This window comes from Acidovorax sp. 107, from assembly GCF_003058055.1.
Lineage (GTDB): Bacteria > Pseudomonadota > Gammaproteobacteria > Burkholderiales > Burkholderiaceae_C > Acidovorax.
On record NZ_QBTZ01000001.1, the window covers coordinates 3,888,120 to 3,912,953 of the forward strand.

A 24,834-nucleotide genomic window follows, 5' to 3' on the forward strand; every position below is an offset into this window, starting at 1 on the left:
GGTTCTTCGGAACGCCTTGGTAGGGATAGTGGTAAAAAATTGCCCGTGCCTGATGAACTGGCACGGGCAGCTCTACGGAGATGCCAAGCGAAAGGCTATTTCGCCAACGGCGGAATGCGCAGCTTCTGGCCGGGGTAGATCTTGTCGGGGTGGCTCAGCATGGGCTTGTTGGCCTCGAAGATCACGGGGTACTTGTTGGCGTCACCGTAGAACTTCTTGGCAATGGCGCTCAGCGTGTCGCCGCGCACCACGTCGTGGTACTGGGCTTCGGGCTCGGGGTTGGTCACCTCCATCAGGTTCTCGACGCTGGTCACGCTGGCCACGTTGCCGCAGCACAGGGTCACTTTTTCTTTGGCGGCCTGGGTGGGGGCGGTGCCCTTCACCGTGACCTTGCCCTCGGGGCCCTGAAAGGCCACCTGCACATTGCTGGCGCCCAGGTTTTGCGCTGCGATGTAGGTCTCGATGGCCTTGCTCGCCTTGGCGTTGAGTTCATCCTGCGTGGGGGCGGCGGCGGTGGCAGCCTGTGCGTCCTTGCCGCCAAACAGCTTTTCACCGGCTTCCTTGATGAAACTGAAAAGACCCATGTCGTACCTCCTGAGGTTGCAGAAAAAGGAAGAACCACTGTAGCGGCAATAGCTGGCAGTGGCGTGTCGGACAGCGGAGCGACACGATTTCTCACAATTTGTGGACGGGAAAGGGTGACGCGGCGGTGGGCTGTCGCCCTCGGGCAGGGGCGCATCGCAAAACTCGGGATAATCCGCCGCATGACTTTTCTGGCCATCGACGTCGGTAACACCCGTCTCAAATGGGCGTTGTACGACGCTCCCCGCCCCGGGGCTGCGCTCATTGCGCATGGCGCCGAGTTTCTGGACCATATCGACCGCCTGGCTGAGGGCAGCTGGGCCTCACTGCCCCACCCGGACCGCATGCTGGGCTGTGTGGTGGCGGGTGATGCCGTCAAGCGTCGCGTACAAGAGCAGATGGAAATCTGGGATGTCACTCCGTCGTGGGTGGTGTCGTCGGCGCAGGAGGCAGGGCTGAACAATGGCTACGACCACCCGTCCCGCCTGGGCTCGGACCGCTGGGTAGCCATGATCGGCGCACGCCACCATGTGCTGGCACGTGGCCCGGCGCGGCCATTGATCGTGGTAATGGTGGGCACGGCGGTGACGGTGGAGTGCATCGACACCGAGGGCCGTTTCATGGGTGGCCTCATCCTGCCTGGCCACGGCATCATGCTGCGGGCGCTCGAAACAGGCACTGCCGGTCTGCACGTACCCACAGGCGAGGTGCGCCCTTTTCCCACCAACACCAGCGATGCGCTGACCAGCGGTGGCACCTACGCCATTGCGGGGGCTGTGGAGCGCATGTACCAGCACCTGCTGCAGCACTGCGGTCAGGAGCCCGCCTGCATCATGACGGGCGGCGCGGGCTGGAAGATGGCGCCCAGCATGACGCGGCCCTTCGAGCTGGTGGACAACCTGATTTTTGATGGGTTGCTGGAGATCGCTTCGCAGCGGTTTGGGGGGTGAGGGCTTTTGAGCTCTGCATCACTAGCAGTGCGACACGGCAATCTACTGCAAACCTCTGTGAAAAACTGGCGCTGCGCAAGCCAGAGACACCGAGCAAGGGCCGTCCCGCAGCGAGGGTGTCGTCCCCCTTCCCGAATGGCGTAGCCAGTCGAGAGAAGGGGGAAGCGGCAAAGCCGCTCAGGGGGATGCCTTTTACTCTTCTTCCAGCTCCGTCCGCGCCATCTCCACATCCAGCCGCTCCATGGCGTCCATCGGCTCGGCGGCGGCGGCTTTTTCGTACAGCGCAGTAGCTTCCTTCATCTTCTTGTCGCCTTCCAGCATGACGAGCGCGTTGGCGTACTCGATCATCGCAATGGCGGAGCCTGGGTTGAGCTTGAGCGCTTCCTGGAACAGCTTGAGGCCTGTGTCCTTCTTGGCTCCGTAGGTCATGCCGCCAATCAGTGAGCCCACCTTGTCGATCACTTCGGCATGGAAGGCACCGAGCGCAATGCGCGCGTCGGCGTGTTTGGGCGACAAACCGATGGCCTTTTCGAGCGACTCTTTCACCTTGCCGCCCAGGCCCTGCGCCAGCGCCTTGGCCACGCTGATGCCCTGGCTGTAGCGGCCCAGTGCATAGGCATGCCAGTACCAGGCGTTGGCGTTGTCGGGCTCTGCCGCCGCCTGGGCCTGCGCCCGTTCGGCCACCTGCATGAACAGGTCCAGGCGCGTCTTTTCCTTGGGCTCCAGGTAGTTGGCGTAGATGGAGGTGGCCTTGTTGGCTGCAGTGATGCCCGCGCCACCAGCTGCCAGGCCTGCAGCCGCCGCTTTCTCAAAGTCACCGTTGTGGAACAGCGCCCAGGCTTCCAGCACGGCGGCGTCCTTGGGGCAGGGTTCGGCATCACCGCCATGCAGTCGGGCCCAATGCTTCTTGACGCTTGCAGCGTCGAACCGGTAGTCGCCTGCGTGGGGGAAGGGGGTCCATTTGGCCATGGTGTGTGTCTCCGGAGGTTCTTGTGGGGGGGCTGTGGTGGGCTGTCTCTGTATCAGCCAGACACTGGGGCGTAGGCGCCGACCAGCTCCAGCAGGTGGGCGCGCTGACCGCTTTCGAGGTACGGCATGAGCAGGTTCAGCACATGGTGGGCGCCCCGCAGCAGCGCGGACTGGGCGCTTTCGGGCTCCAGCGCGCGGCGCGGGTCGCGCACGTATTCAAAACTGAGCCAGTAGGTCAGCACCACGACCATGCTGGTGGCAGTGGCCTCCAGCTCGCGCGAGTCGATGTGCAGTGCGTCTGTACGCGCCATGCCGTCCAGCATGGCTCGCACTGCGCGGGTCTTGTTCTTGAGGATGGCCTGGAAGTGGGTTTCCAGACGCCGGTTCTTGGACAGCAGGTCGTTGAGGTCGCGGTACAAAAAGCGGTACTGCCAGATCAGCTCGAACAGCGAGTGCATGAAAAACCAGGCGTCCTCCACATTGCGTACACCGTCGGCGGCGGCCAGCAGCTCGGTGAGCGAGCTTTCGTAGCGATCAAACAGCGCGTTGATCAGCTCATCCTTGGCGGGGTAGTGGTAGTACAGGTTGCCGGGGCTGATGCGCAGCTCGGCCGAGATCAGGGTGGTGGAGACGTTGGGTTCGCCGAACCGGTTGAACAGGTCCAGCGTCACTTCCAGAATGCGTTCTGCGGTGCGGCGTGGCGCTTTCTTCACCATGTGTGCGGGCCCCTTCGCGTCGTTGTGTGTCGTTGTTGCGTTGTCTCTGATGGCTACTCTAACCCACGCAGTCATGCTGCAGTGCGACATGAGCTGAGGGTGCGCGTGCTGCATCCAGACTGCTTGTAGCGCACTTCAAGGGTTTCACCAAAAAAAGAAAAGCGGCCCAGGCACCGAGGTGCGTGGACCGCTTTGTGCGGGTGGGGTGCTTGCCGGCGGCAAGCCTCCGATCAGCTGGCCGAGGGCGTGCTGGTGGCTGCGTCGGCCGCGGCACGTGTTGCGGTCTTCTTAGCCGCTGCCTTCTTAGCGGGGGCTTTGGCTGCGGGCTTGGCGGCCGCCTTGGCAGGCGCGGCCTTCTTTGCAGCCGCCTTCTTGGCGGGGGCCTTGGCTGCGGGTTTGGCGGCTGTCTTGGTAGGTACGGCCTTGCTGCCCTTCGCAAGTGCGTCCACACGGGCGCTCAGGGCTTCCAGGTCGCGGGCAGAGGGGACGCCCAGCTTGGATAGCGCCTTGGCCACACGGTCTTCAAAGATGTTTTCGAGCTTGTCCCACTGGCCCTGGGCCTTGGAACCGATGTCGCTGGCCATGGTGGTTACGCGGCTGGTGGCTTCGGTGATCTTTTCTTCGGCCACGGCCTGGGTCTTGCGCTGGATAGTCAGGCCTTCCTTGACCAAGGCTTCAAACACCTTGCCGCCTTCTTCCTGCGCCTTGGAGAAGGCGCCCAGGCCGGCCAGCCAGATCTGCTGTGCGGAGTCCTTGACGGTGCTGGACAGTTGGGCGTTGCTCTTCTTCTTGTCAGCGCTGAGTTTCTGCAGTTTCTTGACCATAAGGCCTCCGTGGTGCGGTTGGTTGGGGTTGCCGGGGCGATTTTGCCTTCGGCGCATGGCCGCACTGTACGCCGCGCGGCGCGCAAGGTGTAGGCGTGTGCTCCTAAAAATGTAGAGCGTGCCATCTAGCCCGCCCGGCAGCCGGGCGCCTAGCATCGGCGCGGGTTTCTGCTGAATCGGTGCGCGCAGGCCTTGGGCAAGAATGAAGCTATCTCAGAGGAGTTATCCATGCAGTATTTCGTGACGGGGGCAACGGGGTTCATTGGCAAGCGGCTGGTCAAGAAGCTGCTGGAGCGCAAGGGGGCGGTGGTCCACTTCCTGATCCGCAAGGAGAGTGCAGACAAGGTGGCCGACCTGCGCAGCTTCTGGGGCGTGGGCCCTGCACGTGCCGTCCCCGTGTTTGGCGACCTCACGGCCAAGAAGCTGGGCGTGGCGGCCGACGACGTGAAGAAGCTCAAGGGCCAGATAGATCATTTCTACCACCTGGCGGCCGTCTATGACCTGGGTGCCGATGAAGAGACCCAGGTGGCAGTGAACATCGAAGGTACGCGAAACACGGTGGACCTGGCCAAGGCCATCGATGCCGGGCACTTCCACCATGTCTCGTCGATTGCAGCCGCAGGCCTGTACGAAGGCGTGTTCCGCGAAGACATGTTCGACGAGGCCGAGGGCCTGGACCACCCGTACTTCCAGACCAAACACGAGAGCGAAAAAATCGTGCGCCACGATTGCAAGGTGCCTTGGACGGTTTACCGCCCGGCCATGGTGGTGGGCGACAGCCAGACCGGCGAAATGGACAAGATCGACGGCCCCTACTACTTTTTCAAGCTCATCCAGCGCTTGCGCCAGCTGCTGCCACCCTGGATGCCCACGGTGGGCCTCGAGGGCGGGCGCGTGAATATCGTGCCTGTGGACTTCGTGGTCAACGCTCTCAACGTTATCAGCCACCGGAAGGACATCACCAAAAAGTGCTACCACCTGGTGGACCCGGTGGGCTACCGCGTGGGCGACGTGCTCGACATCTTCAGCCGCGCCGCACACGCACCGCGCATGAACCTGTTCGTCAATGCCGCGCTGCTGGGCTTCATTCCCAAGGGCATCAAGAAAAGCTTGATGGCGCTGGCGCCCGTGCGCCGCGTGCGCAACGCCGTCATGAAGGACCTGGGCCTGCCCGAGGACATGCTCACCTTTGTGAACTATCCCACGCGCTTTGACTGCCGCGAGACCCTGGCGGCGCTCAAGGGCTCGGGCGTGTCGTGCCCCAACCTCAAAGACTATGCTTGGCGTCTGTGGGACTATTGGGAGCGCCACCTGGACCCTGAGCTGTTCATTGACCGTACGCTCAAGGGTACGGTGGCGGGCAAGGTGGTGCTGATTACCGGTGGGTCGTCAGGCATCGGGTTGGCGGCCGCGCACAAGTTTGCTGAGGCAGGTGCCATCACCATCATCTGTGGGCGCGATCAAGACAAGCTGGACGAGGCCTGCGCAGAAGCCAAGGCCAAGGGCTATAGCTTCATTGCCTATTCGGCGGACATTGCCGACATGGCTGACTGTGACCGCTTTGTGCAGTTGCTTATCGACAACCACGGAGGCGTGGATTTCCTCATCAACAACGCAGGCCGCTCCATTCGTCGTGCCATCGAGTCGAGCTACGACCGCTTTCATGACTACGAGCGCACCATGCAGCTCAACTACTTCGGCTGCCTGCGTGTGACCATGGGCTTCCTGCCCGGCATGGCCGCCAAGCGCAAGGGCCATGTGGTGAACATCAGCTCCATCGGCGTGCTGACCAACGCGCCGCGCTTCTCGGCCTATGTGGCCAGCAAGGCGGCCCTGGACGCCTGGACGCGCTGCGCGTCCAGCGAATTCGCGGACCAGGGCATCACCTTCACCACCATCAACATGCCGCTGGTGCGCACGCCCATGATCGCGCCTACCAAAATCTACAACAACGTGCCCACCCTGAGCCCCGAAGAGGCGGCCGACATGATCGCGCAGGCCTGCATCTTCAAGCCGGTGCGCATCGCTACGCGCCTGGGGATCACCGGGCAGATCCTGCACGCGCTGGTGCCGCGTGTGGCGCAGATCACGATGAACACAAGCTTCCGCATGTTCCCGGATTCCACGGCCGCGAAGGGTACCAAGGATGCCAAGCCGCAGCTGTCGGCCGAGGCGGTGGCGCTGCAGCAGATGATGCGTGGCATTCATTTTTGAGGCTGCGTCGCCTTGCCCGAATGTGCTCGCGTTGAACTCTGTTACCCGGTGATCAGGCGGGCGGGGATAATCACAGGCTTTGCCGAGCTGGCATTTCACACAGCCTCCCTATGATTCTGGTTACTGGCGGCGCGGGTTTTATCGGCGCCAACTTCGTTCTTGACTGGCTTGCCGCCTCCGGCGAGCCCGTGGTCAACCTCGACAAGCTCACCTACGCGGGTAACTTGCACAACCTGGACGGCATCCAGGGCGACCCCCGTCACATCTTCGTGCAGGGCGACATCGGCGACTTCGCCCTGCTGGCCCGCCTGTTGGCTGAGCACAAGCCCCGCGCCGTGGTCAACTTTGCGGCCGAGTCGCATGTGGACCGCTCCATTCATGGGCCCGAGGACTTCATCCAGACCAACATCGTGGGCTCGTTCCGCCTGCTCGAAGCCGTGCGCGCCTACTGGGGCGCGCTGCCCGAGGGCGAGCGCGCGGCCTTCCGCTTCCTGCACGTCTCCACCGACGAGGTGTACGGCTCGCTCGCGCCCAACGACCCTGCCTTCGCCGAGACGCGGGGCTTCGAGCCCAACAGCCCCTACAGCGCCAGCAAGGCCGCCAGCGACCACCTGGTGCGCGCCTGGCACCACACCTACGGCCTGCCGGTGCTCACCACCAACTGCAGCAACAACTACGGGCCCTACCACTTCCCCGAGAAGCTGATCCCGCTGATGATCGTGAACGCCCTGGCGGGCAAGAACCTGCCGGTGTATGGCGACGGCATGCAGGTGCGCGACTGGCTGTACGTGAAGGACCACTGCAGCGCCATCCGCCGCGTGCTCGAAGCCGGTGCCCCCGGCGAGACCTACAACGTGGGCGGCTGGAACGAGAAGCCCAACATCGAGATCGTGAACATGGTGTGCGGCCTGCTCGACGAGCTGCGCCCCCGCGCCGACGGTCAGAGCTACCGCACCCAGATCACCTATGTGAAGGACCGCCCCGGCCACGACCGCCGCTATGCGATCGATGCGCGCAAGATCGAGCGCGAGCTGGGCTGGAAGCCCGCGGAAACCTTCGACACCGGCATCCGCAAGACCGTGCAGTGGTATCTGGAGCATGCCGACTGGGTGGCCAGCGTGCAGACGGGCGCGTACCGCGGCTGGGTGGAGACCCAGTACGAGCAGCAGCCTGCCTCTGCGACGGACGCCCGCGCATGAACATCCTGCTGTTTGGCAAAGGCGGCCAGGTCGGTTGGGAGCTGCAGCGCAGCCTGTCGGTGCTGGGAACGGTCACGGCGCTCGACTTCGACAGCACCGAGCACTGTGGCGACTTCGCGAACCCCGCCGGTGTGGCCGAGACGGTGCGTGCATTGCGTCCTGACGTCATCGTCAATGCCGCGGCCCACACCGCCGTGGACAAGGCCGAGGGCGAGGCCGAGCTGGCCCGCACCCTGAATGCCATCACTCCCGGCGCCATCGCGGTGGAAGCCGCGAAGCTCGGCGCATGGCTCGTGCACTACAGCACCGACTACGTCTTCGGCGGAAGCGGCACCCGCCCCTGGGTCGAGACCGACACGCCCGCTCCCTTGAGTGTGTACGGTCGCACCAAGCTTGAAGGCGAGCAGCTCATCGCTGAGGCTTGCGCGAAGCACCTGATCTTGCGCACCAGCTGGGTCTACGCGGCGCGTGGCGGCAACTTCGCCAAGACCATGCTGCGCCTGGCGCAGGAGCGTGAGCGCTTGACCGTGATCGACGACCAGTGGGGCGCACCCACGGGGGCCGATCTGCTGGCCGACGTGACGGCGCATGCGCTGCGCCACCTGCAGCAGCGTCCGCAGGACGCGGGCCTGTACCACTGCGTTGCAGCCGGTGCAACGAACTGGAACGAGTACGCGAAATTCGTGATTGCGCAGGCACAGATTGCGCAACCTGCTATCAAAATAAAAGCAAATGAGGTTGCGCCCGTTCCGACGAGCGCGTTCCCCACTCCCGCTGTGCGTCCGCACAACTCGCGCCTTGATACCGACAAGCTGCGGGCCACCTTCGGCTTGAAGATGCCGCACTGGCAAGCGGGCGTGGCGCGCATGCTGGCTGAAATTCTCTGATCGGCACCTTCACATGACGCAACGCAAAGGCATCATCCTTGCCGGAGGCTCCGGGACCCGGCTGCATCCGGCCACCCTGGCCATCAGCAAGCAACTGCTGCCGGTGTACGACAAGCCCATGATCTACTACCCGCTGAGCACCCTGATGCTCGCGGGCATCCGTGACATCTTGGTCATCAGCACGCCGCAGGACACACCGCGGTTCGAGCAGCTGCTGGGCGACGGCAGCCAATGGGGCCTTAACCTGCAATATGCCGTGCAACCCAGTCCGGATGGCCTGGCGCAGGCTTTTATCATCGGAGAGTCCTTCCTGGCCGGTGCGCCCAGTGCGCTGGTGCTGGGCGACAACATCTTCTACGGCCACGACTTCCACGAACTGCTGGGCAACGCACAACAGCGGACGGTGGGCGCCAGCGTTTTTGCCTACCATGTGCAGGATCCGGAGCGATACGGCGTGGCCGAGTTCGACGTTCACGGCAAAGTGCTTTCGCTGGAGGAAAAGCCGATGCAACCGAGGAGCAGCTACGCAGTCACAGGCCTGTATTTCTACGACGAGCAGGTAGTTGATATGGCCAAAAATCTTGTGCCGTCACCCCGTGGTGAGCTTGAGATCACCGACTTGAATCGCTTGTATCTGGAGCTGGGGCAGTTAAACGTGGAGATCATGGGGCGGGGCTATGCGTGGCTTGATACGGGAACGCACGACAGCTTGCTCGAGGCGGGCCAGTTCATCGCCACGCTCGAGCGCCGCCAAGGTCTGAAGATCGCCTGCCCCGAGGAAATCGCGTGGCGTCAGCGCTGGATCGACGCGACCCAGCTCGAGCGCCTTGCAATTCCCCTCAGCAAGAACGGCTACGGCCAGTACCTGCTGCGCATGGCCCAAGAAAAAATCTACTGAGAACCCGAATGCAAGCCACTCGCCTCGCCGTTCCCGATGTCGTCCTGATCGAGCCCAAGGTGTTCGGCGATGCGCGCGGGTTTTTCTACGAAAGCTTCAACCAGCGCGACTTCAACGCTGCCACCGGCACCGACTATTCGTTCGTGCAGGACAACCACAGTCGCAGCAGCCAAGGTGTGCTGCGCGGCCTGCATTACCAGATAAAGCAGCCCCAGGGCAAGCTCGTCCGCGTGGTGCAGGGAGCCGTGTTTGACGTGGCGGTGGACATCCGCAAAAGCTCGCCCACCTTTGGCCAATGGGTGGGAGCGGAACTGAGTGCCGACAACCACCGCCAGCTCTGGGTGCCGCCGGGTTTTGCGCACGGTTTCGTGGTGCTCAGCAAAACAGCCGAGTTTTTGTACAAGACCACCGATTACTACGCGCCGGAGCATGAGCGCTGTATCGCCTGGAACGACGCCGATCTGCGCATCGATTGGCACTGGGGCGGCCGCCCCGTCCTGTCCGACAAAGATGCGCGCGGTCTTGCGCTTGTGCACGCCCAATTGTTTGCCTGAAACTCTCCCCCTACCTCTTATGCATCCTCCCGATCCCATTCCTTTGTTCTCAGCCGCTGCAGTCAACACAGGCATGGATCTGGCCACCGCCGTTCAGCAAGTGCTTGACAGTCACTGGTACGTACTAGGCCAGCAGGTGCAGGGCTTTGAGTCAGAGTTTGCGCGCTATATCGGGACAGAACACTGCGTGTCTGTCGCCAACGGAACCGATGCTCTGGAACTTGCATTGCGGGCCGTGGGCGTGGTCCCCGGGGACAAGGTCGTGACTGTCGCCAACGCGGGGTTTTACGGCAGCACCGCGATCCGCGCCATTGGTGCCGTTCCCTTGTATGCCGATGTCGACGAGACCACGCTCACGCTTTCTCCCATGGCGTTGGAGCAGGCCCTGGCCAGCCAGCCAGCGGCCGTCATCGTCACCCATCTGTACGGACAGATGGCCGACATGCCGGCGCTGTCGGCGTTGTGTGAGCGCGCGGGTGTGCCGCTTATAGAAGACTGTGCTCAGGGGCACGGCGCCTCGTTGGCAGGGCGCAAGGCGGGGAGTTGGGGGCAGTTGGGCTGCTTCAGTTTCTATCCCACCAAAAATCTTGGGGCATTGGGAGACGGCGGCGCCATCACGACGGGCGATGCGGCCTTGGCAGCCGGGCTGCGCACCTTGCGCCAGTACGGCTGGTCGCATAAATACACAGTCGCCGTGCCAGGTGGGCGCAACAGCCGGCTTGACGAAATACAGGCGGCCATCTTGCGTGTCAAGTTGCCTTTGCTGGACTCACAGAATGCCCAGCGCCGTCAGATTGCCGCGCACTACAATCGGGCGCTCGCTGCGTTGCCCTTGCAGTGCCCACCCTCGGTGAATTGCGATAACGCGGCCCATCTCTATGTGCTGCGCTCTCCGGTGCGCGACGCGCTGCGTGCTTTCTTGCAAGCTCATGGCATTGCGACCGATGTGCATTACCCCGTTGCTGATCACCTGCAGCCCGCCTACTCGCATGCCCATCTGGTGGGTGCGCTGGAGGTCACGCAGGCCGCCTGCGCGGAGGTGGTTTCCTTGCCATGTTACCCCGGGATGTCACAAGCCGATGTGGACCGCGTCATTGGTGTTGTGCAGGCGTTTTTTATGCAGGACAAAGGCCCAGCGTGCTGAGTCTCGTTGTCCCTGTGTACCGTAACGAAGAGTCTCTGCCTGATTTGCTCGCCGCGGTGCAAGGCCTGAGCGAGCAGCTTAGCGGAGCCATGGAAACCATTTTCGTGGTAGATGGTAGCCCTGACAGGTCGTACGAAATTCTACGAGAGCGCTTGGCACAGTGTGCGTTCCGCTCGCGCCTGGTTTTGCTCACACGCAATTTTGGCTCCTTTGCGGCCATCCGCGCGGGGCTCGAAATTGCTGATGGGCCGTATTTCGCGGTGATGGCCGCTGATCTGCAAGAGCCCCCCGAACTGGTGCTGCAAATGTATGGCATCCTCGCGCAAGATCAGGCAGACATTGTGGTGGCCGTGCGCGAGGCGCGCATGGAGCCGTTGCTCAAGCGCTTGCCTGCGCAAATTTTCTGGGGCTTGTACCGCCGCTACGTCGTTCCTGACGTGCCACCCGGCGGTGTGGATGTGTTTGCCTGTAATCGCGTTTTTCGCGATACGCTCATGCAGCTGGAAGAACGCCACAGCTCGCTGATCGCGCAAATTTTTTGGCTGGGTTTCAGGCGCCGGCAAGTGCCCTACGTGCGCCAGCCGCGCCAACATGGCAAATCGGCCTGGACACTGCGTAAGAAAATCAACTACCTCATGGACAGCGTTTTTGCCTTTACCGACTTGCCCATACGCCTGCTGGTTCGGGGCGGCGCCATGGGGGCAGCGGCTGCCGCAATAGTGGGGCTGATCGTTGCGGTGGCGCGGGCTATAGGTGCAATCACGGTGCCAGGCTATGCCATGACCATGTTGATGATTGTGTTCTTTGGCGCGCTCAATCTGCTGAGTTTGGGCATCGTCGGGTCTTATGCTTGGCGAGCCTATGAAAACACCAAGGCCCGTCCGCTGGCCATCCGCTTGCGCGTCGAAACCTTCAACTCCCTTGAATCCCGCGTATCTTCCCATGGCTGACGCATTTGTTCATCCTCAGGCTCTGTGCGAGAGCCCTCATCTGGGCGCAGGAACGCGTGTCTGGGCCTTTGCGCATCTATTGCCCGGCGCGCGCGTTGGCGCTGACTGCAATATCTGCGACCACGTGTTTATCGAAAACGATGTCGTTTTGGGTGACCGCGTCACCATCAAATGTGGCGTGCAGTTGTGGGATGGCGTACGTCTGGAAAACGACGTGTTTGTCGGCCCCAATGCCACTTTCACGAATGATATTTTTCCGCGCAGCAAACAGTATCCGCAGGCGTTCGCGCATACCCATGTGCGTCGCGGAGCGTCTATCGGCGCCAACGCCACTATCCTGCCGGGCGTGACTATTGGCGCGAGCGCCATGGTGGGGGCTGGGGCCGTCGTAACCCACGACGTGCCCCCCAATGCCGTGGTGGTTGGCAATCCAGCGAAGATCGTCGGCTATGTGGATCCAGCTTCACATGCCGCCGGCGAACAGGCCGATAGTTCTGCTGCGACCATGCCTGCTATCGGCGTACGCTCAACCCGGGTGCGCGGCGTGACTTTGCACATTCTCCGCCAGGTGGTGGATATGCGCGGCAGCCTGTCGGTAGCGGAGCTGGGGCAGGATGTGCCCTTTGAGGCGCGCCGCTACTTCTTGGTATTTGACGTGCCCAGCATCGAAATCCGCGGAGAGCATGCGCATTTGCAATGTGCCCAGTTTCTGGTTGCGGTGAAAGGCAGCGTACATGTGGTGGCCGACGATGGTCGTTGCCGCGAGGAGTTCGTGCTTAGCCACCCGTCACAGGGGCTGTTGTTGCCGCCCATGACCTGGGGCATCCAATACCGCTATTCGTCTGATGCCGTGCTTCTCGTATTGGCTTCCGAGCGTTATGACGCGGCCGACTATGTACGGGACTACGACGCATTCTTGGCACTCGTCCATTCGCAACCTTTTGGGTCGTGAGCTGCTTTTTTATTATTCAATAATGCCGAGCAGCCTACTGCGTTTCCTCGCATCTGGCGCAGCCAATACGCTGGTATCGTATGTCTTATATTTATTGTTGCTGCGCTTTATGCCTTACCAGTGGGCTTATAGCCTAGCGTATGCCGCAGGCATTGTATTGGCTTACGTACTTTATCGATACTACGTATTCAAGGCCAGCGGCGGAAAACTTGGGCCCATGATGGTGGTGATGATTTATTTTCTTCAGTACTGCCTTGGTCTTGGGCTGGTATTGATATGGGGGCAGTGGCTTGGGCTCCCAGTAGTTTTTGCCCCTGTATTTGCTATTTTCTTGTCTATTCCTGTTACTTACGTGCTCAGTCGAAGAGTTTTTCGACATAGGGAAAAAAAATGATGGCGGCGTGGTTTGCAGGCAGGCTTTAAGCGATTAATAGATTTTAATATTTTCTACACGAATATAAGGTTGTCGCCATTTCATAAATGGTATCTCTATAAGTCGATAGCTGGCGCCGGCAATTGGCAGCATCAATCCAAAGCAGACCAGTGCCCATGCAAGTGCCGTGTAGAAGTTTGAAATATCCATGATTTTTTCATGAATAAAACGTGCGGCAGAGAAAACAAAGAACATGTGCAGTAAGTAGATGGAATATGAGTACTCGCCTACTTTTGCCAACATGCTGGATGCAAAGCCGGTCGAGTGCTTGAATGAGGTGTCGTACCAGCTAATGAAGAGCGCAAAGAACAGGCCTTCAATGGTGCCCATGACGACCCAGATGGGGTTGGTAGATGGGTAGCTCGGGGAGCGCATAAAACCGCCAAGTGCGTCGAATTTCCAGTAGAACGCAAAAAACAGAGCAGAAGTCATCGCCATGGAAAAATGGCGGCCTCTCATGCTGTTGCCAAAGCGGTATGCCAGCATGCCAAGCAGAAATTGATCGATTCTTCCAACGATGGTGAAATAGGCAAGATTTTGCACCTCACCACGATTCTCATAAATGAGCCATCGAAGTGCTACGGCTGCGACCAAGATGCCACCCATCGCAGTTTTTGATTTACTCAGCAAGATAAGCAGCAAGGGCAATATTAGGTAAAAATGGAACTCCACAGTGATGGACCAACCACCATTTGGCAGTGATGGGGCGATCAGTCCTTCCGCGATGGAGAGAAGATAGTTTTTTATTTCATCTGAACTAGTGCCGGTGTAGGCAATGACAAAAAAACGAATGAAAATCACGAAAAGCAGCAATGGAAGCAGTCGAAGGCCTCTATTCCATAAGAATTTTTTGTAATCTATCTTCTTGTTGCTCAGGAGTTTTGAGAATAAATAGCCGCTCAAGACCATGAATAAGGCAACGCCTGTGTGTCCTTCGTCCAGCAAGGCCAGTGGAAATATGACCGGGGCCTGACTGAATGGAACGGGGTAGCCATTGACCGAGTGAAGAAAATGCCAAGTGAAGACGATGAAGGCCGCCAGCGCACGGACATGATCTAGGGCAATATAGTGGGCTCCAGACGTTGATTTCATGTGATGTTTTTGAGATGTGCTCTTAATTTACTCGTTGCGATCAATGATCTTCTTCACGGATTTGTACAGTTCATCTGATCCAAACCGACCATTGCCCGGGTCCAGAGAGAAGATATTGTTGTTACGTGCCACAAGGGCCCCTTGCCAGCGCGGCTCCAGAAAAAAAGACAAAAACTCCGCTCCCTGCGCGGCATGCCGGTCCAGCATGCGCTGCACGGCAGGGGCGTCCATGGCCTTGAGAGGGTGGAATTCCGTCACACCATAGCCGCGGTGCGCAGTGTTGGCATACCACTGCGAGAAGGTAGTGCCATAGGTGGCATCGCCATACAGGCTCACGCCCAGCCGGATGTCTCCCATGGGTTGCAGCGATGCCTGGATGGCGTACTTATTGGCATCCCAGCTGGGGTTGGTGAACGGAATGATCTGGTGCGTGTAATGCGGGGTGCCGGCCAGACACGACTGGTGCACCACGCCATCAAAGAATTTCAGGTAGTCCGCGACCTGCTTTTGTCGGAAGGCATGCCACAGTGGCACGAGCGGGTTGTAGTAATAGGCCGACTGCTCGGCGGGCATGTCGATGTGGGCCTGCAGTACGCCATCGGCCGGCGCGCTGGCGGGCAGGGGCTTTTGCGGCAACGCTTGGGGAGCGCTCTGCTGCCGGTCCATCAGTGCGATGTGGCGCGTGCCCAGGGGCGTCAGGCGGCCGGGTTTTTGCTCCAGAAACATATCGATGCGGTGCAGGCCGGTGGGCAGGCCCCGGAAGTCCATGTCCAGCCGCCAGCCAGTGTTGGCGTCACCAAACTCGGGCTTGGCCGCCAGCACGTCCTGCCGTCCCTGATTGACGGGGGTTTTACCCACGAAAACACCATTGCGGTAGACATGCACCCATGCAGGGGCGGCACCCTCGGACTGCTCAATATAGGCCCAGCCGGCAATGGGCAGGCTGCCTTGTGCAAAAGAATCGATATGCTCGGTAAAGCGCTGCAAGGGCTCGCTGCGGATATCACGCGATGGTGGCTGTACTTCACCGAACGAGGCATAGTTCGCGCCTAGCACGCGGTTGAGTTGCTCGATGCGTGGGAACTCCTGCCGCAAGAACTGCCGAAACCCCGCCACCGATTGCGTGCTGTAGTCGGTCACGCGGTAGGGCCTGTTGAATCCCATGCCGGCCTCGAAGTCGGGAAACAGGTGGTGCAACTCGCCCAGCAGCGTCACACCCTTGATCTTTGCAATGTCCTGCGCGGGCAGGCGGCACATTTCCTCCAGCAAGGCTTCCGTTGCCTGCACGCGGCGAGCGGTCAGCGCGGTCTGCGTGCTGGCGAAGGACCAGTTGTTAATAGCCGAGTTGTAGTAGCGGCCTTGGGCCAGTGGGCCGTCGCGCGTCTGGGCCAGGTTGGCCGGGTCCAGGGCCAGCGCTTTTTCCAGCGGCGCATCGGTGGCGAAATGCGTGGAGAACAAATATAGGATCAGGGGCCGGTCGGTGTCGCGCACGGTGCGCACCAGCCGCCCAACGGTGTCTTTGTCAATGATCCAGCCCTCGGGGCTTTGGCGAAACAGCTGCAGCAAGGGCACAGGCAAGGTGTAGCCTAGAGGGTAGGGGCCTGGGGTGCTGTCTCCGTTTCCTCGGGGCTGCAGCGCCGAAAGGGTGGACTCCACCAGTGCCGCCGCTGATCCATTAGGGCCCGTGCAGGTGGCCAGCATGTCGGGCGTGTCTGGCGTGGCCGCGCTGTCTTGCGCGAGAACGCAGGAGTCGATTACGCCAATCATCGGCGCCAGCAGCATGGGGCCCTGCCTGGGCGCTCTTTCGGGCGTATGACGGGACAGCAGCACGCACCCGGCCGCACCTGCGGCCAGCACCCCACAGGCAGCAATGGAGATGGCCAGGGTGGTTGTGCGGTGGGTGGGGCGATGATTCATGGCGAATGCGGCGGCAGGGGTCGTCTGGGAGGTGGTGCGCAGGGGTCAATGAATGTAAGGCAAAGCACCAAACCGATCGACCCAGGGGCGAAAAAATATAAGGAAAATGAGGCCCTGGCGCTTATAGGGTCAGTGCAAGCAGCTATAAAAATAGAAGTAACTGCGTTTAGCGTCGTAGGGTTGTGTGCCGCGCCGCCGGGAGGTTTACATCGCCCCGTTACACTCACGCCCATTCTCCGCAGACCGCTGCTGCGCCGTATCCAGACCATTCATGACGACAAACACAATTTCGGCCCTTGCCGAACCGTTGGGCGATGACGCCGTGCAGCCCCCGCGCATTGGCGAACTGCTGGTGCAGGCCGGAAAGCTCAGCGCGCGCGACCTGGATCGCGCGCTCTCCGCGCAGCAAGAAATGGGCGGTATGCTCGGGCGTGTGCTGGTGAGCCTGGGTCTGGTGTCCGACAGCGACGTGGCGCTGGCTCTGTCCATCCAACTCGGCATCCCCCTTGTGCCGGCTGATGGCTTTCCCGACCTCATGCCAGAAGTTGAAGGCCTGCTGCCTGAGTTCTTGCAAGCCAACGCCATCTACCCGCTGCGCCTGGAAGGCGGCGAGCTGCACGTGGCCATGGCCGTGCCGCAGGATGCCTTCGTGGTCAAGGCTCTGCATCTGTCCACTGGCTGCACCATCCGACCGCACTTGGCGCTTGAAGGCGACATTGAAAAGGCACTGGCCGAACCGGTCGAAGAGGCCGATGACGCCGATGATGGTTTTGGAGACGGCTCTGACGGCGGAGACTTTGTTGAGCATTTGAAAGACCTGGCCAGCGAGGCGCCCGTCATCCGCTTGGTCAACACCATCATCGGTCGCGTGATCGACCTGCGTGCTTCTGACATCCATCTGGAGCCGTTCGACGACGGCCTGCACGTGCGCTATCGCGTCGACGGGGTGATCCACCCCGGCGAACTGGTGCCGCCGCGCCTGTCTGCCGCCGTCAACTCGCGCGTCAAGCTGCTGGCGCACCTGGATATCGCCGAGCGCCGCCTGCCGCAAGACGGCCGCATCAAGACCCGCGTCAAGGGGCGTGAGCTGGATCTGCGCGTTTCTACTGTTCCCACCGTGCACGGCGAAAGCGTGGTCATGCGCGTGCTTGACCGCGCCAGCGTGCGCCTCGAACTCGAAAAGATGGGCTTTGAAAAGGACACGCTGAGCCGATTCAACACCCTGCTGGCGCGCCCGCACGGCATCTTGCTGGTCACCGGCCCCACCGGCTCAGGCAAGACCACCACGCTGTACGCCGCACTGGCCAAGATCGATGCCGCAGCGCAAAAGATCATCACCGTCGAAGATCCGGTCGAATACCAGCTCGAAGGCATCAACCAGATCCAAGTGCATTCGCAGATCAACCTGACCTTCGCGAACGCCCTGCGCTCCATCCTGCGGCAAGACCCCGACATCATCATGATCGGCGAAATGCGCGACGGCGAAACCGCACAGATCGCCGTGCAGTCCGCGCTAACAGGGCACCTGGTGCTGTCCACCTTACACACCAACACCGCCGCTGGCGCCGTGATCCGCATGCAGGACATGGGCGTGGAGCCCTACCTCATTACCTCGGCCGTCAACGGCGTGCTAGCCCAGCGCCTGGTGCGCACACTGTGTGGGCACTGCAAAGAGCCCTACGAGCCGGGCCCCGAAGTGCGTGAAAGCTCGGGCCTGTTGCGTTTTGGCAGCGTGGGCAAGCCCATATACCGGGCGGTGGGCTGTGAGCAATGCCGCCAGTCGGGCTACCGGGGGCGCACAGGCATCCATGAGCTGCTGGTGCTCGACGAACCCATGCGCCGCGCTATCATAGAAGGGCGCGACGCCAACGTCCTCAACACCATCGCCGCACAAAGCGGCATGCTGAGCCTGTACGAAGATGGCCTGCGCAAGGTGGTGGCGGGCCACACGACGCTGGACGAATTGGCCCGCGTCACGCAGGACCAGACCGATGCCTGATTTTGTCTGGCGTGCCGCCGCAGCCTCTGGCAAGGTCGAGGAAGGTCTGCTCAGCGCCGCCAGTGCGGCTGCAGCCCTCAAGCAACTTCGCGGCCAGGGGCTGACGCCGCTGAGCATCAACGACGCCAGCAAGGCCCCCGCATTGGCGGGCGGGGCTAGCGCGGCGAATGCCTCTAGTGGCCCTGCGCGGCCCAAGGTGCGCCAAGCCAAAGGCCCGGTCACCGCGCCCGATGTATTGGCGCTGACTTCAGAGTTGGCCATCATGCTGCGCGCAGGTCTGGCGCTTGACAACGCCCTGCGCGTGCTGATCGACATGAGCCACAAGCCCAGCATCGGCGCTCTGGTGCAGGGTATCCTGGATGCAGTCAAGGGCGGCACTCCGCTCAGCCGAGCACTGGCCGCGCACCGCGAGCTGTTTGGCGACTTCTACATCAATATGGTGCGCTCGGGCGAGGCCAGCGGCCAGATGTCCGCCGTGCTTGACCGCCTAGTCGAACACATGGAGCGCCAGCGCGCCCTGCGTGACAACGTCATCTCGGCCACCATCTACCCTGCCATCCTGCTCGGGGTGGCCGTGCTCTCGCTTGTCGCCATGCTCGGTTTCGTCGTGCCGCAGTTCGAAAAACTGTTCACCGACATGGGCGATGCACTGCCCATGCCCACGCGCCTAGTCATGGGCCTGGGCCATGCGTTCACGCGCTATGGCTTGTTCATGGGTGTGGTGGCCGTGGGCGGCGGCATGCTGCTGACGCGCTGGCTGCGCTCATCCTCGGGTAGGCGTTGGTGGCAGACTCTGGTGCTGCGCCTGCCGCTCATGGGTCCGCTAGCGCTCAAGTACCAGCTTACGCTGTTTTCGCGTTCCATGGGTACCTTGCTCGGCAATGGTGTGCCCATGCTTACAGCGCTGCACATCGCCACCGAAACTGTGGGCAATGTCGTGCTGCAGCAGGCGCTGGGGCGTGTGGCTCCCATCGTCAAGGAAGGCGGCCGGGTGGTGCAGGCGCTTTCGGCCACCGGCATCTTCGAGCCCCTTGCCATCAACCTCATCCGCGTTGGCGAAGAAACCGGCCGCATCGGCCCCATGATGCTGGAGCTGGCGAATATATTGAACCGCGAGGTCGAAACCGGCATCAAACGCCTCCTTACGCTGGTCGAGCCCGTGCTCATTCTGGTGCTGGGCGTGCTGATCGCCGCCATCATTGTTTCCATCCTGCTCGGAATCCTATCCATCAATGACCTGGCCGTATAATTTTTGTTTGTTCAAGGAACCGTCTCCAATGGTGAGTATTCGTGCCCGCCGCACCTGCGGCACCGCCTTTGCCCGCAAGTCTTCGCATGGCTTCACACTCATTGAATTGCTGGTCGTACTGGCCATTCTCACGCTGCTGGCCGGTTTGGTCGGCCCGCGCGTGCTCGGCCAGCTCGGCGGCGCCAAGTCCAAGACTGCGGGCGTCCAGATCGCCGACCTCGACAAATCGCTCGAACTCTTCAAGCTGGACGTAGGCCGCTACCCCACTACCGAGGAAGGACTCGACGCCTTGGTCAAAAAACCCGGCAGCGTGAATGGCTGGACGGGGCCGTATCTGAAGGGAGGCGTGCCAACCGACCCATGGGGCCACCCCTACCGCTATGCGAATCCCGGCCCGAATGGTGGCATTGAGATTCTCTCCCTCGGTGCCGATAGCGCCCCTGGCGGCGAGGGCGAGAACGCAGATATCCGCAACACAAACTGAGCAGCCAGGCTGCCGGGGCCGATGCCAAACGTTCGCGGATTCACGTTGGTCGAACTCTTGGTGGTCTTTGCCATCATGGCTGTGCTGATCAGCGTGGTGCCTGTGGCCTACGACAGGGCTAGGGAGAGTGCGCAGTATCGCGACGTCGTGCGCGGCATTCTCAGCGACATGCGTAAGGCGCGCCAGGTAGCGCGGCTGCGTGGGCGCGAAACGCGCTTCATCCTCGATCTGGCGCAGCACCGGTACGGAGTTGCGGGGGAGGCGCTGCGCCCCCTGCCGGACACCATTGACTTCCGTGCTTTGGTCGCGGAAGGCGAAATGCACAACGGTGTCGCCGCTATTCGCTTCCTGCCCGACGGCGGTGCCACGGGGGGCAGCGTGCAGGTAATGCGCAAAACCGGCACGGGGGTGCAATTGCGGGTGGATTGGCTTTCCGGGCGGGTGACCCAAACCGCCTTGGCTCCATGACGAGGGCTGTGCGCTGGGGGCGTGAGACGGGTATGTCCTTGCTGGAAGTCCTGGTGGCCTTCTCGATCATGGCCATGGCCTTGGGCGTGCTCTACCGGGCCACTGGAGGCAGTGTTCGCTCGGTCTCTACCATCGAGGCCACCCAGCGTGCCGCGTCATTGGCGCAATCCCTGCTGACCCTGCGTGACGCCGTGCCTGCAGTGGGTTGGGCTGATACGGGAGAAACCGCCGGGTTTGCCTGGAGCATTCACAGCACGCCGTATCCAACCGACGTGGCGCATGCCAACGTGCCGCCATTGCATGAGGTGACGGTGGAGATCCAGTGGACCGATGCAGGCGTCGGGCGCACCCTGCGTGTCGTCACCTTGCGCCCCGAGCGCAAGCCATTGCCAGGGGGCACTTCACCATGAAAATCCGTGCAGCGCGCGGCCTGGGCTTCACCCTGGTGGAACTCCTGGTCGTCTTGACACTGCTGTCGCTCATGGTGCTGGCCATGGCATCGGCGTTTCGCACAGTGGCGCAAAGCCAAGAGCGCGTTGACAATAAGCTCACGCAGATCGAAGACTACCGGTTGGCTGTCGGCTTTATCCGCGACACCTTGGGGCGCATCTCTGCCCGCAGGCAAGTGCGTGGCATGGATGAGAAAACCAGCTCTTACCTCTTTGCCGGCGCTACGGACGTCGTGGCCTGGGTCGGTGTCATGCCCGCACGTTATGGAAGTGGCGGGCGGCATTTTTTCCGACTCGGTCTGGAGAAAGTCGAGGGTCAGACACGCCTCGTGCTGCGTTTTGTGCCGTGGGCGCCCGATGCCGCCGCCTTCCCCGATTGGGCGGCGGCCGACAGCCGCATCCTGGCCGACGAAGTACAGGCCCTTTCAATGCGCTACGAAAACGACCGTGAGGAGCCGCCCGCCTGGGGCGTTGGCTGGGCTGATCCAACCCAACTGCCGGGCCGTATCGCCATCGACATCGCCACGGTAGCCGGAGACTGGCCCACGCTGGTAATTCCCTTGTACAAACTGCCGCTCACTGACGGCAGTAACGAGGACTTCTCGGTAGGTGGAGGCCGCCGCCGATGAAGAGCCGGCCGCTTCGCCGCCGCCGCAGCGGCATGGCGCTCATCGCAGTGCTCTGGATCGTCTCCGCACTTAGCATCATGCTCATGGGGCTGGTGCACAACCTGCGCGGAGAGGCCCGTCTTGCAGGCCAATCGCGGCAGATCGCCGAGGCTGCAGGCCTGGGGGACGCGGCCATCCACATCGTGCTGCAGGCAATGATGGCCCGCACCCTGCAGGGACAGCGGCAGCAAAGGCTCCAAGTGGTGCCCGTTGTCTATGGCGGACGGGACATCGCGGTCGAGATCCTTCCCCTTAATGGGCTCATTAGCCTCAATGGCGCTGGCGCGCCCTTGCTGGCGCAGATGCTCACCGGGGCGGGTATGCCCCAGAATGCGGCGCAGGCGCTGGCTCAAACCATCGTAGACGTCCGCACCAGCCGCGACGCGCAAGGCGCTGCTAGGAACTTCGAGGCCACCGAAGACCTACTTCAGGTACCGGGGGTCGACTATGACCTCTATGCTAAAATTGCTCCCCTTCTGACAGCTGACGAACTGGGTGGCGACCGTGTCAATCCCATGGCCGCGCCTGAGCCTGTTTTGCTTGTGCTATCGGGGGGCGATGCAGGCAAGGCGGCGGCCATAATTACCCAGCGGGCATCTGGCGCCGTAGGCATCGACACCACCGGGCTCATGGGCGAGTTCATTGAAAACAATGCCGCCACACAGCGCTTTCGGCTGACGGCGCGCATACCGCTCGCCGATGGCGGTGCGGCCGTTGTGGCGCGCAGTGTCAACCTCAGTCCTTCGGTGCGCGATGGCATGCCATGGCACACTTATCGTTTCGAGCAACGCCTGCGTGAAGACACTGCGGCTTACTGAAAATACCATGTCGCCCTCTGCTTCACCATCCCGATTTTTCGGACTGGACACGCATCAACTGCGAGAAACGCTTGCTCAGGCCTGGGCGGAGCTGCGTGACGGCCCCATCCTCGACTGGTTTACCCCCGAGGCACGTGTGCGCTGGTACCGGGCGGACGGCACGCAGGAAGTCTGGCTCGCCAGTGGCGGGCAATTGCGGCGCGACAAGGCCGACGGCCCCCGCACTGCTGCGCCCTTCACGGCCGTCGAAGTACCGGACACCATCGTGCTGCGGCGCCACACCACGCTGCCCACCCTGACTCCCGCAGCCACAGCCCAGGCCATCGCGCTCGAAGCCAGCACCCACAGCCCCTTCCCGTCGCACGAACTCGTATGGGGCGCCCGCACTGCCCCTGCCGCGCAGCGGCGTGGTAGCCAAGACGTAGAAATCGTTCTGGCCTCGCGTGAGCTCATCCAGCAGCACCTCGCAGCCCAACCGGGCGCAGCTGCGCTGGAAAACAGCGAAGCTTGGTGCCGTTCTGACCAGACCGGTGAGCCCATCGCCCTTGCAGGTTTCGCAGAACCGCGCAGGCAGCGCGCGCAGCGCCGTGGGTGCAACCTCAACCTCGTCCTCATGGCGGGCGCACTGGTCTTGCTGGGCGCCATTGCGATCACGCCTAGTTTGCAGTTGCGCGCGCGTGCCCTCGTCGCCATGCAGGACTACCAGCGACTGGCCCGCCTTGCGGCGCCTGCGCTGGCACAGCGTGAATCGCTTGTGCGCTCCCAAGACCAACTGACCGAACTGCGAACCATCCTGGGTGAGCAAGCCGACCCCTTGCAAATCATGGACTTGCTCACACGTGCGCTGCCAGACGACTCATCCCTCCTCACCTTGCAGGTACAGGGCCTGAAAATCACCCTCACAGGGCAGACTGCCAACTCTGCAGCGCTGCTGGAGCGTTTGGGCAACGAACCCGGGCTGCGCGAAGTGCGTGCCCCTACGGCCGCCACGCGCCCGCCCGGAGCCACCAAGGACACCTTCACCATCGAGGCGCAGATCGACCCGGCACTCCTTCTGCAGGCTGCAGTCAGCCCCCAGCCGGACCAGGCGGCCGTGAAATCCGCAGCTTCCTTGGCGCCTGCGACGCCTGCTTCGTCACCGGCCTCTGCTGCCTCTGCGGCGCTCGGGGCACAGCCCAAGGCATCCAAGCCATGAAGATACGCACCCTGTCCTCGGGGGCTATGCTCCTGCTACTCATGCTGGGCGTGGTGCTTGCCGCGCTCGCAGGGGGCGGTTACTACGTCTACGACAAGCACCAGGCGGCCGCGAAGCGCATGGAGGAAATGGAGCCCCGGCATGCGCGCCTACAAGGGCTCCAAGGCAGCGTCGATGTGCTTGAGCGAGCGCAAGCCGAAGCGCAGGGCTTGGTGGCGCAGTATGTCTACCCCGCGGAAACAGACGCTAACCAAGTGGGCAACGCCGCGCAGCAGCGCGTGCGCAACCTGTTCACCGCGGCTGGGCTGCAGATTGTCAGCAGCCAGGTGCTGCCAGCCAAGGCCGAGAAGAACTACGACCGCATACCCCTGGCCGTACGCGCCGAAGGCGACCTTTTGGCTCTTCAAGGCGCGCTGGTTGGCTTGTCGGGGCAAACACCTGTCATCCTGGTGCGAGGAATGAGCCTGCAGACCATTGGCTCCGTCAGGGCCGACACTCCGCAGCGTCTGGCTGTGCAGTTCGACATGCTCGTTCTCAGGGGGCGCCCATGAAGATCCACCCCACGCCGACGCTTCTGGCGGTCAATGCTGCACTGGCTGTGGGCTTGGCCGCGCTATGGCTTGAGCCTTCGGGGCAAGTCCGGGGCACCGCCTGGGTGGCACCTGTCGCAATCGTGCCCGACATCGCACAGCCAAGTGGGATTGCCGCACCCAAAGCCGCCGACACCAGTCGCTTTCTGGCTGTGCTCGAGCGCCCCCTGTTCTCGCCCAATAGGCGCGCCCCTCCGCCCGCCCCCGTCAAGGTGGAAACTGTGCCAGAGCCCGACGCGCTAGCAAACATCCAGCTTCAAGGGGTGTATTCCTCTGGCGACGGAGGGGGGATTCTTGCAAAAATCGACGGTAAGGATCGCAGGCTAGCGGTGGGCGGTGCCTTGGGAATGTGGACACTCAAGAGTATTGAAGGCCGTGATGCCGCTTTTGCTCGGGGGGAGGAGATAAGGGTATTACGGCTCATTCCCTCGAAACTGGGGGCTGCGGTGCCCGCGCCTATGGGTACCTCAGGTAACTCAATCGACGCACAGAAATCGCAGGGTGCGGTTCCGGCGCAGGTTGATGACCCCGTGGCCAAACAAGAGCAGGAGCGCCAAGAGCGTGAACGGGCTCGCCTTGCATTGCGTAATGCAAGGCGAGCTGAGCAAGGATTTCCCCCGGTTAAAGAGTAAA

The 24,834-nt window shown here is 62.0% G+C and carries 26 protein-coding genes; 20 read left to right on the forward strand and 6 right to left on the reverse strand.

The features are described 5' to 3' along the window. Nucleotides 1–95: 95 nt before the first annotated feature. Nucleotides 96–584, reverse strand: coding sequence for a peptidoglycan-binding protein LysM (lysM, locus tag C8C99_RS18160; protein WP_056647081.1), 489 nt, complete (start codon nucleotides 582–584; stop codon nucleotides 96–98). 180 nt (nucleotides 585–764) lie between these two features. Between lysM and C8C99_RS18165 the strand changes: the two genes are divergently transcribed. Beyond that, nucleotides 765–1,532, forward strand: a complete 768-nt coding sequence (locus tag C8C99_RS18165; RefSeq protein ID WP_056647078.1) for a type III pantothenate kinase — start codon at nucleotides 765–767, stop codon at nucleotides 1,530–1,532. Between the two features lie 192 nt (nucleotides 1,533–1,724). Here the strand turns inward: C8C99_RS18165 and C8C99_RS18170 are convergent, their stop codons facing one another. From C8C99_RS18170 to C8C99_RS18180, 3 genes are all read right to left on the reverse strand, one after another. After that, a complete protein-coding gene (locus tag C8C99_RS18170; protein WP_056647075.1) occupies nucleotides 1,725–2,501 on the reverse strand; it encodes a hypothetical protein in 777 nt (258 codons plus the stop codon). A 53-nt stretch (nucleotides 2,502–2,554) separates the two neighbouring features. Further along, nucleotides 2,555–3,217, reverse strand: coding sequence for a TetR/AcrR family transcriptional regulator (locus C8C99_RS18175; RefSeq protein ID WP_056647073.1), 663 nt, complete (start codon nucleotides 3,215–3,217; stop codon nucleotides 2,555–2,557). 230 nt (nucleotides 3,218–3,447) lie between these two features. Continuing rightward, nucleotides 3,448–4,041 carry a phasin family protein gene (locus C8C99_RS18180; RefSeq protein ID WP_056647069.1) on the reverse strand — a complete coding sequence of 198 codons (594 nt, stop codon included), beginning with the start codon at nucleotides 4,039–4,041 and terminating at the stop codon, nucleotides 3,448–3,450. A gap of 228 nt (nucleotides 4,042–4,269) precedes the next feature. On the opposite strand from C8C99_RS18180, the gene C8C99_RS18185 reads away from it, so the two are divergent. The 9 genes from C8C99_RS18185 (at nucleotide 4,270) to C8C99_RS24440 (ending at nucleotide 13,233) form a co-directional block, all read left to right on the forward strand. Beyond that, complete coding sequence (locus C8C99_RS18185; protein WP_056647066.1) at nucleotides 4,270–6,255, forward strand: SDR family oxidoreductase; 1,986 nt, start codon at nucleotides 4,270–4,272, stop codon at nucleotides 6,253–6,255. Between the two features lie 110 nt (nucleotides 6,256–6,365). Next, nucleotides 6,366–7,454 (forward strand): dTDP-glucose 4,6-dehydratase, encoded by a 1,089-nt coding sequence (rfbB, locus tag C8C99_RS18190; protein ID WP_056647064.1) that lies wholly within the window; start codon nucleotides 6,366–6,368, stop codon nucleotides 7,452–7,454. Then, nucleotides 7,451–8,341: a dTDP-4-dehydrorhamnose reductase gene (rfbD, locus tag C8C99_RS18195; protein WP_056647057.1), complete on the forward strand. Its 891-nt coding sequence runs from the start codon at nucleotides 7,451–7,453 to the stop codon at nucleotides 8,339–8,341. Before rfbB ends, rfbD begins: the two co-directional genes overlap by 4 nt. 13 nt (nucleotides 8,342–8,354) lie before the next feature. Further along, a complete protein-coding gene (rfbA, locus tag C8C99_RS18200) occupies nucleotides 8,355–9,239 on the forward strand; it encodes a glucose-1-phosphate thymidylyltransferase RfbA (RefSeq protein WP_056647055.1) in 885 nt (294 codons plus the stop codon). 8 nt (nucleotides 9,240–9,247) lie between these two features. After that, on the forward strand, nucleotides 9,248–9,793 hold the full coding sequence (rfbC, locus tag C8C99_RS18205) for a dTDP-4-dehydrorhamnose 3,5-epimerase (protein WP_056647052.1): 546 nt from the start codon (nucleotides 9,248–9,250) through the stop codon (nucleotides 9,791–9,793). A gap of 73 nt (nucleotides 9,794–9,866) precedes the next feature. Next, a complete protein-coding gene (locus tag C8C99_RS18210; protein WP_233247260.1) occupies nucleotides 9,867–10,937 on the forward strand; it encodes a DegT/DnrJ/EryC1/StrS aminotransferase family protein in 1,071 nt (356 codons plus the stop codon). Further along, nucleotides 10,931–11,887, forward strand: coding sequence for a glycosyltransferase family 2 protein (locus C8C99_RS18215; RefSeq protein WP_056647046.1), 957 nt, complete (start codon nucleotides 10,931–10,933; stop codon nucleotides 11,885–11,887). The genes C8C99_RS18210 and C8C99_RS18215 overlap by 7 nt, the downstream gene beginning before the upstream one ends. Further along, complete coding sequence (locus tag C8C99_RS18220; RefSeq protein ID WP_056647041.1) at nucleotides 11,880–12,839, forward strand: WxcM-like domain-containing protein; 960 nt, start codon at nucleotides 11,880–11,882, stop codon at nucleotides 12,837–12,839. Before C8C99_RS18215 ends, C8C99_RS18220 begins: the two co-directional genes overlap by 8 nt. Before the next feature lie 22 nt (nucleotides 12,840–12,861). Then, on the forward strand, nucleotides 12,862–13,233 hold the full coding sequence (locus tag C8C99_RS24440) for a GtrA family protein (RefSeq protein WP_158274177.1): 372 nt from the start codon (nucleotides 12,862–12,864) through the stop codon (nucleotides 13,231–13,233). A 33-nt stretch (nucleotides 13,234–13,266) separates the two neighbouring features. On the opposite strand, the gene C8C99_RS18230 is transcribed toward C8C99_RS24440, so the two are convergent. Further along, nucleotides 13,267–14,364, reverse strand: coding sequence for an acyltransferase (locus C8C99_RS18230; protein WP_056647037.1), 1,098 nt, complete (start codon nucleotides 14,362–14,364; stop codon nucleotides 13,267–13,269). A 27-nt stretch (nucleotides 14,365–14,391) separates the two neighbouring features. Further along, a complete protein-coding gene (locus C8C99_RS18235) occupies nucleotides 14,392–16,281 on the reverse strand; it encodes a hypothetical protein (RefSeq protein ID WP_056647035.1) in 1,890 nt (629 codons plus the stop codon). Between the two features lie 271 nt (nucleotides 16,282–16,552). Between C8C99_RS18235 and C8C99_RS18240 the strand changes: the two genes are divergently transcribed. The 10 genes from C8C99_RS18240 to C8C99_RS18285 are packed head-to-tail and all read left to right on the forward strand — an operon-like array spanning nucleotide 16,553 to nucleotide 24,833. Next, nucleotides 16,553–18,280 (forward strand): GspE/PulE family protein, encoded by a 1,728-nt coding sequence (locus C8C99_RS18240; protein ID WP_056647032.1) that lies wholly within the window; start codon nucleotides 16,553–16,555, stop codon nucleotides 18,278–18,280. Further along, on the forward strand, nucleotides 18,273–19,529 hold the full coding sequence (locus C8C99_RS18245; RefSeq protein WP_108626486.1) for a type II secretion system F family protein: 1,257 nt from the start codon (nucleotides 18,273–18,275) through the stop codon (nucleotides 19,527–19,529). The genes C8C99_RS18240 and C8C99_RS18245 overlap by 8 nt, the downstream gene beginning before the upstream one ends. A 28-nt stretch (nucleotides 19,530–19,557) precedes the next feature. Beyond that, nucleotides 19,558–20,013: a type II secretion system major pseudopilin GspG gene (gspG, locus tag C8C99_RS18250; RefSeq protein ID WP_108626487.1), complete on the forward strand. Its 456-nt coding sequence runs from the start codon at nucleotides 19,558–19,560 to the stop codon at nucleotides 20,011–20,013. Between the two features lie 21 nt (nucleotides 20,014–20,034). Continuing rightward, nucleotides 20,035–20,481: a GspH/FimT family pseudopilin gene (locus tag C8C99_RS18255; protein WP_108626488.1), complete on the forward strand. Its 447-nt coding sequence runs from the start codon at nucleotides 20,035–20,037 to the stop codon at nucleotides 20,479–20,481. Continuing rightward, nucleotides 20,478–20,891 carry a prepilin-type N-terminal cleavage/methylation domain-containing protein gene (locus C8C99_RS18260; protein WP_108626489.1) on the forward strand — a complete coding sequence of 138 codons (414 nt, stop codon included), beginning with the start codon at nucleotides 20,478–20,480 and terminating at the stop codon, nucleotides 20,889–20,891. Before C8C99_RS18255 ends, C8C99_RS18260 begins: the two co-directional genes overlap by 4 nt. Next, nucleotides 20,888–21,559, forward strand: coding sequence for a prepilin-type N-terminal cleavage/methylation domain-containing protein (locus C8C99_RS18265; protein ID WP_108626490.1), 672 nt, complete (start codon nucleotides 20,888–20,890; stop codon nucleotides 21,557–21,559). The genes C8C99_RS18260 and C8C99_RS18265 overlap by 4 nt, the downstream gene beginning before the upstream one ends. A 32-nt stretch (nucleotides 21,560–21,591) precedes the next feature. Then, entirely contained in the window at nucleotides 21,592–22,416 is an 825-nt protein-coding gene (locus tag C8C99_RS18270) for a type II secretion system protein GspK (RefSeq protein WP_108626491.1), read from the forward strand. A 7-nt stretch (nucleotides 22,417–22,423) separates the two neighbouring features. After that, nucleotides 22,424–23,611, forward strand: a complete 1,188-nt coding sequence (locus tag C8C99_RS18275) for a PilN domain-containing protein (protein ID WP_158274178.1) — start codon at nucleotides 22,424–22,426, stop codon at nucleotides 23,609–23,611. After that, on the forward strand, nucleotides 23,608–24,162 hold the full coding sequence (gene gspM, locus C8C99_RS18280) for a type II secretion system protein GspM (RefSeq protein WP_108626493.1): 555 nt from the start codon (nucleotides 23,608–23,610) through the stop codon (nucleotides 24,160–24,162). Before C8C99_RS18275 ends, gspM begins: the two co-directional genes overlap by 4 nt. Continuing rightward, on the forward strand, nucleotides 24,159–24,833 hold the full coding sequence (locus C8C99_RS18285; RefSeq protein ID WP_056647010.1) for a hypothetical protein: 675 nt from the start codon (nucleotides 24,159–24,161) through the stop codon (nucleotides 24,831–24,833). The genes gspM and C8C99_RS18285 overlap by 4 nt, the downstream gene beginning before the upstream one ends. The last annotated feature ends 1 nt before the right edge of the window (nucleotide 24,834 follow it).

Coding starts and splice junctions, on each gene's coding strand:
- C8C99_RS18210 (WP_233247260.1), top strand. CDS start 9,867: ATGGATCTGGCCACCGCCGTTCAGCAAGTGCTTGACAGTCACTGGTAC.
- C8C99_RS18275 (WP_158274178.1), top strand. CDS start 22,424: ATGTCGCCCTCTGCTTCACCATCCCGATTTTTCGGACTGGACACGCAT.
- gspM (WP_108626493.1), top strand. CDS start 23,608: ATGAAGATACGCACCCTGTCCTCGGGGGCTATGCTCCTGCTACTCATG.
- C8C99_RS18220 (WP_056647041.1), top strand. CDS start 11,880: ATGGCTGACGCATTTGTTCATCCTCAGGCTCTGTGCGAGAGCCCTCAT.
- C8C99_RS18260 (WP_108626489.1), top strand. CDS start 20,478: ATGACGAGGGCTGTGCGCTGGGGGCGTGAGACGGGTATGTCCTTGCTG.
- rfbD (WP_056647057.1), top strand. CDS start 7,451: ATGAACATCCTGCTGTTTGGCAAAGGCGGCCAGGTCGGTTGGGAGCTG.
- C8C99_RS18230 (WP_056647037.1), bottom strand. CDS start 14,364: ATGAAATCAACGTCTGGAGCCCACTATATTGCCCTAGATCATGTCCGT.
- rfbC (WP_056647052.1), top strand. CDS start 9,248: ATGCAAGCCACTCGCCTCGCCGTTCCCGATGTCGTCCTGATCGAGCCC.
- C8C99_RS18170 (WP_056647075.1), bottom strand. CDS start 2,501: ATGGCCAAATGGACCCCCTTCCCCCACGCAGGCGACTACCGGTTCGAC.
- C8C99_RS18235 (WP_056647035.1), bottom strand. CDS start 16,281: ATGAATCATCGCCCCACCCACCGCACAACCACCCTGGCCATCTCCATT.
- C8C99_RS18185 (WP_056647066.1), top strand. CDS start 4,270: ATGCAGTATTTCGTGACGGGGGCAACGGGGTTCATTGGCAAGCGGCTG.
- C8C99_RS18270 (WP_108626491.1), top strand. CDS start 21,592: ATGGCGCTCATCGCAGTGCTCTGGATCGTCTCCGCACTTAGCATCATG.
- C8C99_RS18175 (WP_056647073.1), bottom strand. CDS start 3,217: ATGGTGAAGAAAGCGCCACGCCGCACCGCAGAACGCATTCTGGAAGTG.
- rfbB (WP_056647064.1), top strand. CDS start 6,366: ATGATTCTGGTTACTGGCGGCGCGGGTTTTATCGGCGCCAACTTCGTT.
- C8C99_RS18180 (WP_056647069.1), bottom strand. CDS start 4,041: ATGGTCAAGAAACTGCAGAAACTCAGCGCTGACAAGAAGAAGAGCAAC.
- C8C99_RS24440 (WP_158274177.1), top strand. CDS start 12,862: ATGCCGAGCAGCCTACTGCGTTTCCTCGCATCTGGCGCAGCCAATACG.
- gspG (WP_108626487.1), top strand. CDS start 19,558: ATGGTGAGTATTCGTGCCCGCCGCACCTGCGGCACCGCCTTTGCCCGC.
- rfbA (WP_056647055.1), top strand. CDS start 8,355: ATGACGCAACGCAAAGGCATCATCCTTGCCGGAGGCTCCGGGACCCGG.
- C8C99_RS18245 (WP_108626486.1), top strand. CDS start 18,273: ATGCCTGATTTTGTCTGGCGTGCCGCCGCAGCCTCTGGCAAGGTCGAG.
- C8C99_RS18265 (WP_108626490.1), top strand. CDS start 20,888: ATGAAAATCCGTGCAGCGCGCGGCCTGGGCTTCACCCTGGTGGAACTC.
- C8C99_RS18255 (WP_108626488.1), top strand. CDS start 20,035: ATGCCAAACGTTCGCGGATTCACGTTGGTCGAACTCTTGGTGGTCTTT.
- C8C99_RS18285 (WP_056647010.1), top strand. CDS start 24,159: ATGAAGATCCACCCCACGCCGACGCTTCTGGCGGTCAATGCTGCACTG.
- C8C99_RS18240 (WP_056647032.1), top strand. CDS start 16,553: ATGACGACAAACACAATTTCGGCCCTTGCCGAACCGTTGGGCGATGAC.
- C8C99_RS18165 (WP_056647078.1), top strand. CDS start 765: ATGACTTTTCTGGCCATCGACGTCGGTAACACCCGTCTCAAATGGGCG.
- lysM (WP_056647081.1), bottom strand. CDS start 584: ATGGGTCTTTTCAGTTTCATCAAGGAAGCCGGTGAAAAGCTGTTTGGC.